The following is a 16,781-nucleotide window of genomic DNA, read 5'->3' on the forward strand; positions in this document are numbered from 1 at the left end:
CCATAGGGGTCGCCACCCTCCTTTCTTCGATGCGGACAACGCTTTTTTCCAGTTGAAATAGCGACCAATTAAAGTGGATCCGGTGATGGCCTGAATTCCCACCACACAGAATAAGACGCTCCCTTCGTCCGCCATGCGGTGCACTCGTCCGGCACATGACAATGACACCATTCCCCCGCCTTTGACTCGTTCCTTTCGCGGCTCCCCCCTTGCACCGCTGGCCCGGCCCGGAATCGACACACCTGCCCCCTGTCCAAAAATGGAGTACGTCACCTGACCCATGAGGTACGTGTGAAACCAGTTGAGGTCACACAGAGTTGACGCCCTATCAGATCCGCGTCACCATTTTTGGACAGACCATTGGAAGAGTCACCTGCTCGAAACTTTTGGCTCTACGGTTCTCCACGTGGGGGGAACCACGAGGGGCATCACGAGGGGCACGAGGGGGGATTCGCCGATCAAGTCGGCGCTGCGCGAATACCGGGGGGTACGCGCAGCGCCGTAAACCAGCGGCTGTTCTTTCGGGGGAATCCGTGCGGCGACGGCCGAACGCCCGCCGCCGGCGCAGATGGTGCTGTCCGGTTCGACCAGCCGGCTCCGTTCCGTCGCAATGAAGTCCTTCTTCCGTAGGCAGGTTCAAAGACTCGGGACTCTGCGCAGGTTGCGTCCGCCCCACACATTCACGTTGGGCAACACAGGGACTTCACGAAGGAGACCCCCGTGACGGAAACTCGGCCGAACGACCCCGCTTCCGCAGGGAGCGGACTACTGCTAGAAGCATTTGACGCCCAACTGTTCCGGGAAAGTTCCGAAACCGCACTTTCGAAGCTGGAGAAGCACCTTTCCGACCTCTCCATCAGGGGCCTCGAACTGACCGATCCCGCGACGTTGTCGGCGGCGGCGAAAGCCCTGATGACGACCGAACGCGAGAAGGTCGCGGCGTTCGACGAGGAGAAGCTGGCAGGGATCATCGACCTGTACATCAGGACCGGCATCCAGGTGCACTCGCCCGGGTACATGGGCCGTCAGTTCTCGGGCGTCGTACCGCTCGCCGGCGTCATCGACTTCGTCAGCTCGGTGGTCAACCAGCCGGCCTCGTTCTACGAGGCGGCCCAGTTGCCCAACGCGGTGGAGCGGATCATGGCCGATGAACTCAACCGGTTCATTGGCTGGGATCCCGCCCGGTTCACCATGGTGACCACGTCGGGTGGGTCCCTGGCCAACCTCACCGCGCTCTTGGCGGCCCGCAACCAGAAGCTGCCCGGCTACTGGTCGGAGGGCGGATCCTCCTTGCGGGGCCAGCCGCGACCCGCCATCGCGGTGGGCGCCGACGTGCACTACAGCGTCGCGCGGGCGGCCGGTGTGATGGGCATCGGCGAGGCGCAGCTCGTGCGGCTGCCGCTGAACAGCCGGGGCCAGATCTGTGTGGCCGACGCACGGCCCGCCCTGGAGGCGGCCGAGCGGCAGAACCTGAAGGTGTTCTGCCTCGTCGCGTCGGCGGGCAGCACGTCGGTGGGTGCCTTCGACCCCATCGACGAACTCGCGGAGCTGGCCGCGGAGAGGGATCTCTGGCTGCACGTCGACGGCGCCCACGGAGCGAGTCTCCTGGTCTCGGACACGCTTCGCGAAAAGCTGCGGGGAATCAACAAGGCGGATTCCCTGACCTGGGACGCGCACAAAATGATGTTCGTTCCCGCGCCCTGCACGATGCTCTTCTACCGGGACAAGGAGGCGAGCCTCACCGCGTTCCGGCAGAAGGCCAGTTATGTGTTCGACGAGGAGCCGGACATATACACCGCGTACGACAGCGGCGGCAAGAACTTCGAGTGCACGAAACGGCCGATGATCATGACCCTGTGGTCGCTCTGGGCCATGTACGGGCCGGCCTTGTTCGCGGAGAAGATCGAGTATCTCTGCCAATTGACGGAGGAAGCGTACGGGATCGTCAAGGCCGATCCCGACTTCGAGGCGGTGCACCGTCCGGAAGCGAACATTCTGTGCTTCCGATATCACCCGGCCGGGATCAGGAAAGAGGACATCCATCGCCTCCAGATCGCCATACGCAACCGCGTGAAACTCCAGGGAAACTTCTTCATCTCCAAAGTGAACGTCGATGGGGTGGCCGCACTGCGCGTGGTCATGATGAACCACGAAATCACCGGCGAACACTTCCGGATGCTGATCTCGGAAATCAGAGGGACAGGTCAGGACCTGCTCAGCAGCGAAGCGGGAACAGAAACAGCTTAGAGGGGACGGATGTTGAGTACATCGCAAGTTCCACAGGCCACGCACGTTCCGCCGGTCACACCGGCGCCCGGTGGCGCCCGCGAACTGGCCAACTGGCTCATCCCGGACTGGGAGTTACTTCCGGAATCAATTGAAGCCGTAACGGCGCTGCCTTCGTTCGCCGGAAAGTTACGTGAATGCGAACGGGTATGCCAGACACCGTACAGCGAGGTGTCGTACGAGGTTCAGGAAGCCGTCGTACTGCGTCGCCTGCAGCAAATGGTGAACACGGCGATGCTCAACCCGCTCTGGCGCGACCGGCTGCGCAACGCGGGCACCGTACGCGCCCCCGAGACGTACGAGGCGTGGCAGCGGATCCCGCTGTCGGACAAGGACATCCAGCGCGACTTCTTCATGGAGTCACGCCCCGGCATGGTGGTGCCCCTGACCCGCGGCGAGTTCGAGATCGTGGCCAGTGGCGGCACCAGCGGCGGCCGTCCGATCGAAGTCGTCTACTCCCTGCGGGAGTTGAAGGACACGTACGAGATCGCCGGCCGCTTCATGGGCACGTATCAGCTCGCCGGACATCTCATGGGCACCGACCCCAAGTGGCTCTTCACCACGCTGGCCGACTACCAGATGTGGAGCAGCGGCACGATGGTGGGCGGTGTGCTGCAGCGCGTGCCCGGCGTGAACTACGTCGGCGCGGGTCCCGTCACGGCCCCCGTCCTTGAGCACATGTTCTCCTACAAGGGCCCCAAGGCCCTGATGGGGATCTCCGCGGGCATCGGGATCCTGAGCGAGCTCGGCGTGGGCATGCGCAAGGAGTCCAGGGAGAGCTTCCGCGTCGCCCTGTACGGCAGCGGGGTGCTCTCGCAGCGCAAGCGGGTCGAGCTTCAGGCGCTCTACCCGAACCTGGCGATCCTCAGCTACTTCGCCGCCACCCAGGCGGAGACCATCGGCCTGCAACTGGATGCCGCGTCGCCCTACTTGTCCGCGGTGCCCGGCCTGCACTTCATCGAGATCGTCGACGAGAACGGGCACTGGGTTCCCGAGGGCCAGGAGGGCGAGCTCGTCGTCACACGCCTGCACGCGCACGAGGCGCCGCTCCTGCGGCTCAAGCTCGGCGACCGGATGATCCGGCGGCCCAGGACCGAGGGCCCCGGACTGAAGACCCAGCGGTTCGAGTTCGCGGGCCGCACCGGCGACGTGCTCCACATCAACGACAGCCAGTACTCCGCCGCCCGTGCCTACGAGGCTCTGCGCGACGAGCTCAAGGCCGCCGAGGCGGTGGACCTGGACGCGGTGGCGCACGAGGTGCAGTTCGTGAACCACCGCGAGAGCAGGACCATCACGCTGCTCGCCTCGGTCGACGACGTGCTCGGCGCGTCGTACCGGACGGACACGGCCCTCGGCCCCTACGGCGTCCAGCAGACGTTCGTGAACGCCCTGCCGCGTTCCCTCTCGCTGTTCAACCACGGGGAGGCGAACCCGGCGTCGATCGAGAAGACCGGGTACAGCTTCCAGCTCAAGTTCGTGCCCCGCCTCTCGGCCGAGATCGAGCGGACGGCCGTCGGCAAGGTCCCGCTGGTGCGGGACCGGGGTTAGCGCCTACAGGAGGAGTGAGGATGAAGCCGCAAGTCAACATCATCGCGGTCGTCGACGTCATCGGAGCGCTCTCGGGCAGCACGCTGCTCAACGGCAACCTCTGCATGATGGACGACGGCGGGCACAACAGTGCCCATCAGGGGACGCCGGACCTGTGCACCGTGGTCAGGCCGGGACAGGTCGTCTCGTGGTCCGCCCTGGCCGTGGATCTGCAGACCCCGGTCGAGATCAAGAACATCTCGTTCGTGCCCGCGGACCAGAACAACGGCCAGAGCCGGGCTTCGGGCCAGGGCGCGAGCCAGACGCAGGGCCAGACGCAGGGCCAGTCCCAGAGTCAGTCGCAAAGCCAGTCCCAGAGCCAGCGCCACGGCCAGTCCCACGGCCAGGCGCAGGGTGCTCAGGGCGGCAACCACGTCGAGGGCGACAAGCTCGACCTCGACGTCTGGACGGGCGTGGTGCCCAGCTGGCTGACGCCGGGAGTGGCCTACCAGTACCGCCTGGAACTCCAGATGTACGAGGGCGAGAACAGCGTCATGTACGTCGACACACCCGCGTTGATGTGCCAGCAGTAGCAGCCGGAGCGCGACGGCAAGGGCCGGGAACCAAGTAGCGGCGACGAAGGCGGAAACATGCCCCAACAATTGGCGATCATCGTGCTCGTGGACGTCGGCAATGCGCTGGAGTCCGAGTCACTCGAAGGCAACACCTACCTGTTCGACAATATGAAGCTGCAGGGCTCCACCAACCAGGGGACCGGCGAGCTCGTCACATCGATCAACGGTTCCTACTGGAGGGACGGATCGCAGGCCAGCGAGCAGGTGCTCAACTGGCTTCCGTACAGCCTGGGTTCCATCCCGCCGACCGTGCCTCGCGGCTACGAGTTCGACCGGGCGCGGCAGACCGACGAGCAGGCCCTGGCCGATCTGCAGGACCTCGCGAGCAAGTCGTCGGTCGCGGGCAACGACCAGCAGGAGCAGCTGAGCCAAGTACGCAAGACCGTCGGTGCCCGCGTCAAGACCACGCGGCGCACGCGCGGCCGCCTGTCCGGGCAGAAGATCCTGGACGTCACCGGCAAGGTGCTCACCGAGGAGAACACGGCCGCGTACACCTACCCCGCCCCGGTGATCACCGACATCTACGGCGAGGCCGTCGACTCGAAGATCATGTATCCGGCGGAGTACGGCTCACCCGACCTGGTCACCGACGGCTGGTACTGGTCCGCGACGGTCGACACCTCGCGGCCCGGCACCTACTCCTACGTGATGCGCATCCAGCTGCACAAGCTGGTCGGACTCAACGGCGAAATGCGTTGGGAGGCCGTCGACCTGGTCTGTCCCTCGACCCTCAAGATCACTTCCGAGCCCCGGCGGAACGCCTTCACCAAGGCGGGCATGGGCATGCTGCCCATCCCTCCGGGTGCGGGTACGCGCCCCGGCACTCCCTGACCCCGCACGGACTTCAGCCAGAAGGAGGAGCAGATGACCACCACGCCCAAGCGGCGGGAGACCAGCGCCGCGAAGCGGCCCATCTCCATCACCGCCGTTGTGGACTGTGTGGGTGCCCTGGCAGCAGGCAACATGCAGGGCCACCTGTACATGTACGACACCGCCAAGTCCGTGGGATCCACCGGCTTCGGCACCGAGGAACTGCAGACGCGCGCGAAGAAGGGCGACACGCTCCTGTGGAACGCGCTCGCGCTGGAGTGTGAGGCGTATGTCGCCATCGACGGCATCGAGATCGACAGCTCCATCTGCGTACCGGAGCGGAAGGTCTACCCCGGCACCGACGTCGCGTACTGGACCGGCACGGTGAAGAAGGACGCGGCCAACGTCACGTACCAGATCTCGTTCAAGCTGGGCACGAGGGACGAATCGATCGCCACCACCCTGTCGTCGTCCCTCATCGGCTAGGACCGGGCATGACGGCGTACGTGAAGGAGGAGTGTTGACCAGCAGCGTGCAGGAGAAGTCGACCGGCGGCGTGCAGCAGAAGCAGAACCCGGGACAGCTGAACTCGGTCCAGCTGAACATCGTGACGCTCATCAACATGGAGCGGGCGGCGGAGACGGGCTCACTGAGCGACTCGATGTACATGATGGACAACAGCATCGGCGGCAAGGGGCAGGGCACGTCGTCCCTGGAGACGGTCTGCAAGCAGGGCCAGGTCCTGAACTGGATCGTGCGACCGCTCGACATGGAGAAGCGCCCGGACGGCACCTGGCCTCCCATGCCGAAGATCAACAACATCACGTTCCTCGACACCGAGCTGGGTGACGAGGAGGACGTGGCCGAGCGGAAGATCTTCACCGAGCTGAAGATCTACGGCATGCCGGACCGCATGCGCTCCCCGTACACGCCGGTCTACTACTACTGGGCCGGCACGGTCCTGAGCACCGCAAGGCCGGGCGTGCACAGGTACCGGCTCGTGATGGAGCTGGAGCAGGACCGCAAGAAGGAGAAGCTGTACCTGAACACGGCCATCCACCCGTCGATCCGGATCCTCGGGGTCTGACGGGCCGCGACCGCCAGGCCGGATATCGGTCTGGCGGTCATGCGTCACCGGGCGTAGAGAGAAAGGTTCACCCCAGGGACCCCAAGGAGGGCCGCCGTGGACAGGATCATCGGCAAGGGCACATTTCGGGACGCGTTCAAGAATCAGGTCATCGCCGTCTCCGCGCTGCCGAAGGGCAAGGGGCGGCGGCTCGCCGAGGCCGCCAATGCGACAGCGGGGCCTTCCGACTCCGCACTGCGCACGAAGGCCGAGTTCAGCGCCCTGTACGACCTCCTGCTCGCCGAGCAGTCGGCCACGTCCGGCCCCTCCGCGGACGGCAGCCTCGTGCTTCTGGACGCGGGCGGGCAGCTCACCGCGATCGGGCGGATCGTCGACGAGCTTCTCAACTCGGCCCAGAACAAGGCGGAGTTCTTCGCCCAGGACATGTATCAGGTCAAGGTCACCGGCTGGCCGCCCGGCGTCCTGACGGCCGACGAGGTGATGCAGGCGCCGCAGGGCGCCCGGCTGACCCTGGCCAAGAGCGGCGCCCCGGACGACACGCTGCTCGCGACACCGTCGTTCTCGATGGTCAACAGCGGCAACCTGACGGCCCACGCGCCCAAGCGCTCCTGGAAGATCGACTTCGAGATCGGCGAGAGCGAGGACCGGCTCTTCGGCATGGAGCGGGTCAACCTCAAGGCGATGTACAACGACCCGTCGCAGATGCGCGAGGCCGTCGCCTGGCGGCTCCTTGAGCGCGCGGGCATCCCGGCGGCGCAGCACACGTACGCGACGTTCTCGATCAACGACCGCTACATGGGGCTCTTCTCGGTCATCGAGCAGGTCGACAAGAAGTTCCTGAAGGACCACTTCGGCAAGAACGCCGAGGGCAACCTCTACAAGGCGTACTGCGGCGACGTCGGCTGCGCGACCCTGGAGCACCGCTCCGGCACGGACGGCGCCGACAGCGGCCGGCAGTACTTCACCGCGGGCAGCCTGGCGGACGACCGCACGTACCGTCTGAAGACGAACGAGGACGTTCCTTCATCCAGTACGTACGACGACCTCGCCACCCTCGTCCGGACGGTCAACGGCGTCAAACTCGCAGGCGGTGAAGACCGGTTCGCGTCCGATGCGTTCCGCGCATCGGTGGAGCAGGTCCTCAACGTGCCCGCGTTCCTGCGCTGGGCGGGCGCCAACGTCCTCCTCGGCAGCTGGGACAACTACTTCGCCACACCGTCGAACTACTACCTCTACAACTCGGGGCACCTCGGCGACCCGACGGGGTTCATGGCCCGCCCGTACTTCACGTTCATCCCGTGGGACTACGACAACAGCTCGGGCATCGACTTCTTCTCGACGCAGTGGCAGTACACGGACCTGCTCGACTGGCCCGCGATGAGCCGGAACTACTGCCGGATCGCGCACGCGCCGCACGAGGTGTCGCGCCTGCCGCTGTTCACCAACCTGCTGCGGCACCACGACTTCTGCCAGTACTACCTCGACCACCTCGAATACCTCCTGGACACGGAGTTCGGCCCCGAGCGGGTCGCCGCGCTGCTCGGCGCGGAGGGCTCCGGGAGGACCGACGGCCTGTGGCAGCTCATCTCGTCCGCCGCGTACGGCGAGGCCACGAGCCAGCACGGACAGCCCTTCACCGGGCGGCAGTTCACCAACGACGAGGTGTACCGAGCCGGGTACCGCCAGTGGGAGCTGAGCCGCGGCTCGCAGTTCACGCTCGGGATCTTCCACTACACGCGCATGCGCTACGACCACGCACGTCAGCAGCTTGCCGAGCTGCGCAAGACCTATCCGAACGGCGCCAGCGGGGCGGCGTTCCCGGCCGCGATGGAGGTACTGCCCTCATGACCGCACCCAAGAAGTCGGCGAAGGCCAAGGCCCAGGTCAAGAGCAAGACCAAGAGCAAGAGCAAGACCAAGTCCGACCCCAAGGTCGAGAAGGCGCACGAGCTGCGTCTGGTCAAGGAAGCCAAGATCCAGGAGCTGATCGGCGACGGCGCGGGCAAGCGCCTGGAGGCGAGCGGTGTCCTCTACCGCGACGGCGCCTTCCTGATCGTCTGCGACAACCTGCCCTCCCTCATCCGGGTCAGCAGCGAACTGTCGCCCAAGGCGCCGGAGAACGGCGTCCTCAGCCGCAACAAGACCGGCGGCAAGGCCGGCGACAAGGCTGCCAACAAGGGGAAGACCAAGGGCAGTTCGGCGGCGAACAAAGGGTACGAGGATCTCGCCCACGACGAGGTGAACGACCGCTACTTCACGCTGAGCGAGGCCGAACGGGTCAAGCCCAAGGGCTACCGCGCCCGCGTCCACGAGTACGACGCGAAGCTGCGCCCCATCGGCTCCGCGCACCTCGACTTCGATCTGGCGGACGCCAACAAGGGCATGGAGGGCCTGGAGTGGGTCGACCGCTCGGGCACGGGCTATCTCCTCGCCCTGTGCGAGGGAAACCGCTGCGAGGGCGGCAAGAAGGGCAGGACGCCGGGCGGCGGCCGCATCCAGGTCTTCCGGCACGGCGGCAAACGCTGGATCAACACGGGCACGATCAGGCTGCCCGAGTCGCTGCCCTTCGAGGACTACAGCAGTGTGTCCGTGCGCGACGACGGGCGGATCGCCGTCCTGTCGCAGGCGTCGTCCGCGCTGTGGGTGGGCCGCCTCTCCCCCAAGAAGTGGCAGGTGGTCGATGAGGGCACGGTGCACCGCCTGCCCACCGACAGCAAGGGCCGCAGGGTCTACGGCAACCCGGAGGGCGTGTCGTGGGTCTCGTCCGACCACGTGGTGATCGTGTCCGACCGGGCGAAGAAGGGCCCGGGCAGCACGCGGTACCGCGCCAAGGACCAGTCGATCCATCTGTTCCTGATCCCGGGCGACAACAACCACTGAGCCGAGCCGCTCAGCTGAGTCACTCGGCCGCCCACAGGCCCCGTACGTGACCGAGGTGGCGGGTCATCACCGCGCGTACGGCGTCCTCGTCACGGGCGAGCAGCGCGTCGAGGATCTCCAGGTGCTCCTCGGCCGAGGCCTCCAGACGGCCCGCGTCGACCAGTGCCTGGAGTCCGTACAGGCGTGAACGCTTGCGCAGGTCGCCGACCACATCGACCAGGTGGTCGTTGCCACAGAGCGTGAGCAGACCGAGGTGGAAGCGGATGTCGGCCTCTACGTACGCGATGAGGTCGCCGTCCGCCGCCGCGGTGACGATCTCCTGCGCGACGGGGCGCAGTGCCTCGAGCGCGGCGGGGTCCGCCGATGTGGCGAGCTCCGCCGTGGTGGGGATCTCGATCAGCGCGCGGATGTGCTTGTACTCGTCGAGCTGCTTCTCGGAGACCGCGGTGACCCGGAAGCCTTTGTTCGGCACCGTGTCGACGAGCCCCTCCTTGGCGAGGTCGAGCATGGCCTCGCGCACGGGTGTGGCGGAGACGCCGAAGCGCACGGCGAGGGTGGGGGCCGAGTAGACCTCGCCCGCGCGCAGTTCGCCCGCGATGAGCGCGGCACGGAGCGCGTCCGCCACCCGCTCGCGGTAGCTGCTGCGCGTCCCGCCCAGGCTCGGCAGGGCGGCAGGTGCGGCGGACGCGGCGGACGGAGCGCGGTTGCGCTGGGCGGCCATGAGGGTCGGTCCTCCTAGGTGCAATGTGCAATGTCACGTGCCAGGAGTATCCCAGCGAGAGCCCTAGAGGACGAACCCCGCGGGGAAGGGGTCGTCCGGGTCCAGGAGGTACTGCGCGGTGCCGGTCACCCAGGCGCGCCCGGTGAAGCTGGGCAGCACGGCGGGGATGCCCGCGACGTCGGTGGTGCCGAGCAGCCGCCCGCTGAACTGCGTACCGATGAAGGACTCGTTGACGAACTCCGTGCCGATCGGCAGCTCTCCGCGCGCGTGCAGCTGGGCCATGCGCGCGCTCGTCCCCGTGCCGCACGGCGAGCGGTCGAACCAGCCGGGATGGATGGCCATCGCGTGCCGGGAGTGGCGGGCGGTGGCCCCGGGTGCGTAGAGGTGGACGTGGTGGCAGCCGCGGATGGAGGGGTCCTGCGGGTGGACCGGCTCGTCCTCGGCGTTGATCGCCTCCATCAGCGAGAGGCCCGCCGCGAGGATGTCGTCCTTGCGGTCGCGCTCGAAGGGGAGGCCGAACTGGTCCAGGGGCAGGATCGCGTAGAAGTTGCCGCCGTAGGCCAGGTCGTACGTCACCGAACGGCCGTCGGGCAGGGTGATCTTGCGGTCGGTGCCGACGGAGAAGGACGGCACGTTCCGCAGCGTCACCGCCTTCGCCGCGCCGTCCTCGACGGCGACTTCGGCGACGACGAGGCCGGCCGGGGTGTCCAGGCGGATCGTGGTGACCGGCTCGACGACCTCGACCATGCCGGTCTCCACGAGAACGGTGGCGACGCCGATGGTGCCGTGCCCGCACATCGGCAGATAGCCGGAGACCTCGATGTAGATCACGCCGTAGTCGCAGTCGGGCCGGGTGGGCGGCTGGAGGATCGCGCCGCTCATCGCCGCGTGGCCGCGCGGTTCGTTCATCAGGAGCTGCTTGATGTCGTCGCGGTGCTCGCGGAAGTGGAGCCTGCGCTCGTTCATCGTCGCGCCAGGGACGGTGCCGATGCCGCCGGTGATCACCCGCGTCGGCATGCCTTCGGTGTGCGAGTCGACCGCGTGCAGGACCAGTTTGCTGCGCATGTGCGGTGCCTTTCGTACAGGTGCGGGTGCGGGTGCGGGGGCATGCGGGGGTGGGCCTGGTCAGGCGAGTCCGGCGGCGATGGCGTGTTCGGAGGCGGTGCGCACCGCCTCCTCCTGCTCGGGCAGCAGGGGCACCCGTGGGGGGCGGCAGGGGCCGCCGTGGCGTCCTGCGATGTCCATGGACAGCTTGATGGCCTGCACGAACTCGGGCTTGGAGTCCCAGCGGAGCAGCGGGTGCAGCTGCCGGTAGAGCTTGCCAGCCGTGGCCAGGTCGCCCGTCACGGCGGCGCGGTAGAGCTCGACGGACGTGGCGGGCAGCATGTTCGGGTACCCGGCGATCCAGCCCTTGGCCCCCGCGACGGCGAGTTCGAGCAGTACGTCGTCGGCGCCCACCAACAGGTCCAGTTCCGGGGCGAGTTCAGCTATGCGGTAGGCGCGGCGCACGTCTCCGGAGAACTCCTTGACGCCGTGTACGTACCCCTCGGCGTAGAGCTTCGCGAGGAGTTCCGGCACCAGGTCGACCTTGGTGTCGATGGGGTTGTTGTACGCCACGACCGGGAGGCCCGCCTCGGCGACCTCCGCGTAGTGCGCGAGCACCGAGCGCTCGTCGGCGCGGTAGGCGTTGGGCGGAAGGAGCATGACGGACGCGCAGCCCGCGTCCTTGGCCTGCTCGGCCCAGCGGCGGGCCTCGGCGGAGCCGTAGGCCGCGACGCCGGGCATCACGCGCTGCCCGCCGACCGCCGTGACGGCGGTCTCCACGACCTTGGCGCGCTCCTCGGGGGTGAGCACCTGATACTCGCCGAGCGATCCGTTGGGTACGACGCCGTCGCAGCCGTTCTCGATGAGCCAGGCGCAGTGCTCGGCGAACCGGCCGTAGTTGACGGAGAGGTCGTCGTTCAGCGGGAGCGCGGTGGCGACGAGGACGCCGTGCCAGGGGCGGGGGCGTTCGACGGGCGCGTTCATGGGCGTGGTCCCTTCGTTGCGGTGCGGGGATGGGGGCTCAGGTCAGGAGGGGGCAGGTTCAGGAGGGGGCAGGTTCAGGAGGGGGGCTGCTCCTCGTCGGTGCCGCGGGCGAGCACCCCGAGCGGCACCGGCCGGGCGAACGGCCGCCGCGCGGACCGCTCCTCGCAGCCCGCGAGCCCGGCGACGGCCGCCGAGCACATCCGGCCCTGGCACCAGCCCATACCGGCCCGGGTCAGGAGTTTCACGGTCCGCGCGTCGGTGGCCCCGAGTTCCTCCACGGCCTCGCGGACCGCCGACGCCGGGACCTCCTCGCAACGGCAGACCAGGGTGTCGTCATGGAGTTGCTCGGCCCAGTGCGCGGGCGGCGCGTACACGGCGCCGAGCACCTCGGCGAACTCCCGCAGTCTTGTACGGGACTTGGCGGCGGACGCCCATGCGCGGGGGTCGGGTGCGCTTCCCCGGAGCCGCGCGGCGGCCGAGCGACCGGCGATGTGCCCCTCGGCGAGCGAGAGGGCGGCGCCGCCGATGCCGGTGGTCTCGCCCGCGGCCCAGACGCCGGGGACGTCGGTGCGCTGCTCGGCGTCGACGGCGACGTTCAGGCCGTCGACGCGGCAGCCGAGCCCTTCGGCGAGATCGGTGTGCGGCAGCATGCCGTGGCCGACGGCGAGGGTGTCGCAGGGGATGCGCCGCTCGGTGCCGGGTCTGACGCGCCCCGCCGTGTCGAGCGCGGCGATGGTCACGGCCTCGACCGCGTCCTTGCCGTGCGCCTCGACGACGGTGTGCCGTGCGGCCAAGGGGACCCGGTGGAGCAGCAGTTGAGCGGCGTACCCGGCTCCCTCGGCGAGCTTGCCCGGGTGGGCGGCGAGGGTGGCCGCGTGCCGCGCGAAGGCATTCGGGTCGGCGGACTCGACCAGGGCGGCCACCTCCGCACCGGCCGCGGCGAGCCCGACGGCGACGGGCATGAGCAGCGGCCCGGTTCCGGCGACGACGGCGGTACGCCCCGGAAGGACGAGGCCTCCCTTGAGCATGGCCTGCGCGCCTCCGGCGGTGACCACACCGGGCAGGGTCCAGCCGGGGAACGGCAGGACCTTCTCGTACCCCCCGGTCGCGAGGAGCACGGCGTCGGCGTGCACGGCCACGGACTCCTCCTGCCCGGGGCCGAGGAGCGCGTGCACGGTAAAGCCTGCGGGAGGATCGTCCCGCCGCTCCACGAACCAGACGTGATGCTCCGTCATGTGTGAGACGCGGCCCGCCGCGATCTGTTCCGCGAGCCCGTCCCGCAGTCGCTCCCACGTCCGCCACTGGTGATGCAGCGCCTGCGGTCGGCGCGCGCCCAGCGCCCCTGCGGGCTGGCGGTAGAACTGGCCGCCCGCCCGCGCGGCCGAGTCGAGCACCGTGACCCGCACACCCCGCTGAGCCGCGGCGAGCGCAGCAGCGAGCCCGGCGGGCCCGGCACCGACCACAGCAAGCGTCCGCGGCGCCTCCACACCCGCCATCACCGCTGACCACCCCGCATCCGACCCTGGACGAACGAGCCTTCCCGCCCGTCCACCCGATTGACCCGCGCTCCTGCTCCTGAGAGGACGTGCCGGTACGCCGTGCCCGCGGGCACGCCGCTCGGCCCCACCCGAAGTGGCGACGCACTCATCGCTGCTCCCCCGTCTCCCCGCCGCCATGACCGCTGCCGTTCTGCGTCCTGATCTCGTCTCCAGGTGCCGCCGGTAGCAGGCAAGCCCGTTGATTCGCACGGCCGTTGACCTCCACCAGGCAGTCGAAGCAGACGCCGATCCCGCAGAAGACTCCCCTCGGCTCGCCGTCCCGGCGCGTGGTGCGCCAGGCGGTGATGCCCGCCGACCAGAGCGCGGCGGCCACCGTCTGTCCCGGCAGGGCCGGGATCTCGCGGCCGTCGAACGTGACGGTGTGCGGCGGGGCCGGGTGGGCGCGGACCAGGTTCAAAGGGGTGCGTCTGCTCATGGCGACTCCTCGGGCACGGTGTCGGCGAACCGGTCGGGGCGGAACGGAGCGAGGTCGAGATCGGGGTCCGCCCCGCTCAGCACCTGGGCGATCAAGTGGCCCGTCCCCGCGGCGAGGCCGATCCCCGCACCCTCGTGTCCGCAGGCGTGGATGAGCCCCGGCACCCGGGCGTCGGGCCCGATGGCGGGGAGGTGGTCCGGCATGTAGGGGCGGAAGCCCACGTACGCGCGCATCGCGTGGACGCTCTCCAGGAACGGGAAGAGCCGGGTCGCCCCCGCCGCGAGGGCCCGCATGACCGGCAGCGAGAAGCTCCGGTCGAAGCCGACCCGTTCGCGGCTCGCGCCGACCAGGACCGGCCCGGCGGCCGTGCCCTCGACCACCGGCGACGTCTGGAGGGCGGCGGATCCGCTGGCCACGTCGGCCACGTAGTCGGCGGCGTACACCTTGTGCCGGACCATGCGCGGCAGCGGCTCCGTGACCAGGACGAAGCCGCGCCGGGGCAGCACGGGCAGGCGCACTCCGGCGAGGGCGGCGACGTCGCCGCCCCAGGTGCCCGCCGCGTTCACGACGTACGGGGCGTGGATCTCGCCCTGGTCGGTGCGGACCCCGCACACCTCACCGCTCGCGGTCCGCAGTACGGCGGTCACGGTCCGGCCGGTGAGCAACCGCACTCCCAACGAGCGTGCCGTCCGCGTCAGTTGGGCTGCGGCCAGGGACGGCATCACCTGGCAGTCCTGCGGATAGTGGACGCCGCCCGCCGTGTCGGGAGTGAGGTGCGGTTCGAGTTCGTACAGCTCATCGGCCGCGACGGCCCGCGCGTCGACCCCGGCTTCGCGCTGCCCGGCGGCGAACTCCCCCAGCGCCGCGAGCCCTTCACCGGACGATGCCACGACGACGCCGCCCTTGGCCTCGAACTCGATGCCCGCGCCCACTCCCGGCTCGGCGGCGAGCTCCGTCCACAACCGGTTGGACAGGAGGGCCAGGTCGAGCTCGGGCCCTGGCTCCTTGTCGGAGACGAGGAGATTCCCCTCGCCGGATCCGGTCGTGCCGCCGGACACGGGCCCGCGGTCCACCAGGACGACGGACAGCCCGGCCCGCACCGCGTACAGAGCACACGCGGCGCCCACCATCCCGGCACCGACTACCACAACATCGCAGGTCAGCCGCTTTGTCACGTCAGTACTATGTCACATGTTCCCTTACGGGCCAAGGGTCTCTAGGCTGGCGGAACCGCCACTGAGCACTCCGCCACGAGCCCCGGAACGGGGAAGAAGAGGTGACCCCCATGACCAAGTCCGCCAAACCCGCCGAGCCCACCAAACCCGCCGAGTCCGCCAAGCCCGCCGAGTCCGCCAAGCCCGCCAAGTCCGCCAAGCCCAAGGCCCGCAAGAACACCCTGTACCCCGAGGTCTCCGACGAGCTCTCCGCCCTGATGCGGACGGGCTGGGCCGACACCGAGCAGCGCGACCTGCGCCCGGCCGAACAGGCCCCGCACGCGGCGCGCCGCCGCGCCGCCCTGTCCGCACTGTTCCCCGGCGAGCGCCTGGTGATTCCCTCCGGGAACCTCAAGACCCGCTCGAACGACGACCATTACCCCTTCCGCCCCTACTCCGCCTATGTCCACATGACCGGCGACCAGGCGAGGGACTGCGCACTGGTCCTCGAACCGCGCGCCGGGGGCGAGGGCGGCCACGACGCGCACCTCTACCAACTCCCCCGCGACAGCAGGGACAGCGACGAGTTCTGGACCGGCATGACGGCCGAACTCTGGATGGGCCGCAGGCGCAGCCTCGCCGAGTCCGAGCTGCTCCTCGGCCTGCCCTGCCGCGACGTCCGCGACGCCCCGGCCGAGCTCGCCGCCTCACCCGACGTGCCGACCCGCATCGTGCGCGGCCACGACCCCGCACTCGACGCGGCCGTGACGACCGACGAGGAGCGCGACGCCGAGCTGGAGGAGGCTCTCTCGGGCCTTCGACTGGTCAAGGACGACTGGGAGATCGGCGAGCTGCGCAAGGCAGTCGACGCGACGGTCCGCGGATTCACCGATGTCGTACGGGAGTTGGCCACCGCCGTCGCCACGTCGGAGCGCTGGATCGAGGGCACCTTCTTCCGCCGCGCCCGCCTGGAGGGCAACCACATCGGCTACGGCTCGATCTGCGCGGCGGGCGAGCACGCCACGATCATGCACTGGCAGCAGAACGACGGCCCCGTGCGCCCCGGCGAACTCCTGCTCCTGGACGCGGGCGTGGAGACCCACACCCTCTACACCGCCGACGTCACGCGCACGCTCCCCATCAACGGCACCTTCACCCCGCTCCAGCGCAAGATCTACGACGCGGTGCACGAGGCCCAGGAGGCCGGTATCGCCGCCGTGAAGCCGGGCGCCGCGTACCGCGACTTCCACGACGCCGCGCAGCGCCACCTCGCGCACAAGCTCGTCGAGTGGGGCCTCCTCGACGGCGATCCCGAGCGGGTCTTCGAGCTCGCCCTGCAGCGCCGCTTCACCATGGCGGGCACGGGCCACATGCTCGGCCTCGACGTCCACGACTGCGCCCAGGCGCGCACCGAGGAGTACGTCGGCGGCGTACTCGAAGAGGGGATGGTGCTCACCGTCGAACCAGGCCTGTACTTCCAGCCGGACGACCTCACCGTGCCCGCCGAGTACCGGGGCATCGGGGTCCGCATCGAGGACGACATCCTCGTCACGGCCGACGGCAACGAGAACCTGTCGGCGGGTCTGCCGCGCGGCGCCGCGGCGGTCGAGGAGTGGATGAGCGGCCTGACGGACGGCCGCTAGGGCGGACAGCCGCCAGGGCGGGCGGCGACATCGGAGC

The 16,781-nt window shown here is 69.0% G+C and carries 15 protein-coding genes; 9 read left to right on the forward strand and 6 right to left on the reverse strand.

The genetic code is table 11. The annotated features are described in order from the left end of the window. Positions 1–720 precede the first annotated feature (720 nt). The 8 genes from ACZ5CR_RS31370 to ACZ5CR_RS31405 all read left to right on the forward strand — a co-directional run bounded on the left by ACZ5CR_RS31370 (position 721) and on the right by ACZ5CR_RS31405 (position 9,224). Positions 721–2,247: a pyridoxal phosphate-dependent decarboxylase family protein gene (locus tag ACZ5CR_RS31370; protein WP_468863617.1), complete on the forward strand. Its 1,527-nt coding sequence runs from the start codon at positions 721–723 to the stop codon at positions 2,245–2,247. Positions 2,248–2,457: 210 nt separating this feature from the next. Next, complete coding sequence (locus ACZ5CR_RS31375; RefSeq protein ID WP_468863620.1) at positions 2,458–3,834, forward strand: phenylacetate--CoA ligase family protein; 1,377 nt, start codon at positions 2,458–2,460, stop codon at positions 3,832–3,834. A gap of 20 nt (positions 3,835–3,854) precedes the next feature. Further along, positions 3,855–4,406 carry a hypothetical protein gene (locus ACZ5CR_RS31380; protein WP_468863622.1) on the forward strand — a complete coding sequence of 184 codons (552 nt, stop codon included), beginning with the start codon at positions 3,855–3,857 and terminating at the stop codon, positions 4,404–4,406. Between the two features lie 57 nt (positions 4,407–4,463). After that, positions 4,464–5,279, forward strand: a complete 816-nt coding sequence (locus ACZ5CR_RS31385) for a hypothetical protein (RefSeq protein WP_468863625.1) — start codon at positions 4,464–4,466, stop codon at positions 5,277–5,279. Positions 5,280–5,312: 33 nt separating this feature from the next. After that, entirely contained in the window at positions 5,313–5,744 is a 432-nt protein-coding gene (locus tag ACZ5CR_RS31390; protein WP_468863627.1) for a hypothetical protein, read from the forward strand. A 34-nt stretch (positions 5,745–5,778) separates the two neighbouring features. Then, positions 5,779–6,345 (forward strand): hypothetical protein, encoded by a 567-nt coding sequence (locus tag ACZ5CR_RS31395; protein WP_468863628.1) that lies wholly within the window; start codon positions 5,779–5,781, stop codon positions 6,343–6,345. Positions 6,346–6,441: 96 nt separating this feature from the next. Next, positions 6,442–8,193 carry a CotH kinase family protein gene (locus ACZ5CR_RS31400; RefSeq protein WP_468863630.1) on the forward strand — a complete coding sequence of 584 codons (1,752 nt, stop codon included), beginning with the start codon at positions 6,442–6,444 and terminating at the stop codon, positions 8,191–8,193. Continuing rightward, entirely contained in the window at positions 8,190–9,224 is a 1,035-nt protein-coding gene (locus ACZ5CR_RS31405; RefSeq protein ID WP_468863633.1) for a hypothetical protein, read from the forward strand. The genes ACZ5CR_RS31400 and ACZ5CR_RS31405 overlap by 4 nt, the downstream gene beginning before the upstream one ends. 19 nt (positions 9,225–9,243) lie before the next feature. Here the strand turns inward: ACZ5CR_RS31405 and ACZ5CR_RS31410 are convergent, their stop codons facing one another. The 6 genes from ACZ5CR_RS31410 to ACZ5CR_RS31435 form a co-directional block, all read right to left on the reverse strand. Beyond that, positions 9,244–9,945 (reverse strand): GntR family transcriptional regulator, encoded by a 702-nt coding sequence (locus tag ACZ5CR_RS31410; RefSeq protein ID WP_468863636.1) that lies wholly within the window; start codon positions 9,943–9,945, stop codon positions 9,244–9,246. 63 nt (positions 9,946–10,008) lie between these two features. Continuing rightward, positions 10,009–11,010: a proline racemase family protein gene (locus ACZ5CR_RS31415; protein WP_468863638.1), complete on the reverse strand. Its 1,002-nt coding sequence runs from the start codon at positions 11,008–11,010 to the stop codon at positions 10,009–10,011. A 60-nt stretch (positions 11,011–11,070) separates the two neighbouring features. Continuing rightward, positions 11,071–11,973 (reverse strand): dihydrodipicolinate synthase family protein, encoded by a 903-nt coding sequence (locus ACZ5CR_RS31420; protein ID WP_468863641.1) that lies wholly within the window; start codon positions 11,971–11,973, stop codon positions 11,071–11,073. Positions 11,974–12,047: 74 nt separating this feature from the next. Continuing rightward, positions 12,048–13,469, reverse strand: a complete 1,422-nt coding sequence (locus ACZ5CR_RS31425; protein WP_468863643.1) for an FAD-dependent oxidoreductase — start codon at positions 13,467–13,469, stop codon at positions 12,048–12,050. A gap of 148 nt (positions 13,470–13,617) precedes the next feature. Continuing rightward, complete coding sequence (locus ACZ5CR_RS31430) at positions 13,618–13,947, reverse strand: (2Fe-2S)-binding protein (RefSeq protein ID WP_468863645.1); 330 nt, start codon at positions 13,945–13,947, stop codon at positions 13,618–13,620. Next, a complete protein-coding gene (locus ACZ5CR_RS31435) occupies positions 13,944–15,122 on the reverse strand; it encodes an NAD(P)/FAD-dependent oxidoreductase (RefSeq protein ID WP_468863646.1) in 1,179 nt (392 codons plus the stop codon). Before ACZ5CR_RS31435 ends, ACZ5CR_RS31430 begins: the two co-directional genes overlap by 4 nt. Positions 15,123–15,232: 110 nt before the next feature. On the opposite strand from ACZ5CR_RS31435, the gene ACZ5CR_RS31440 reads away from it, so the two are divergent. Beyond that, positions 15,233–16,744: an aminopeptidase P family protein gene (locus ACZ5CR_RS31440; protein ID WP_468863647.1), complete on the forward strand. Its 1,512-nt coding sequence runs from the start codon at positions 15,233–15,235 to the stop codon at positions 16,742–16,744. Positions 16,745–16,781: the final 37 nt, after the last annotated feature.

This window comes from Streptomyces sp. NPDC031274 (genome assembly GCF_055570235.1).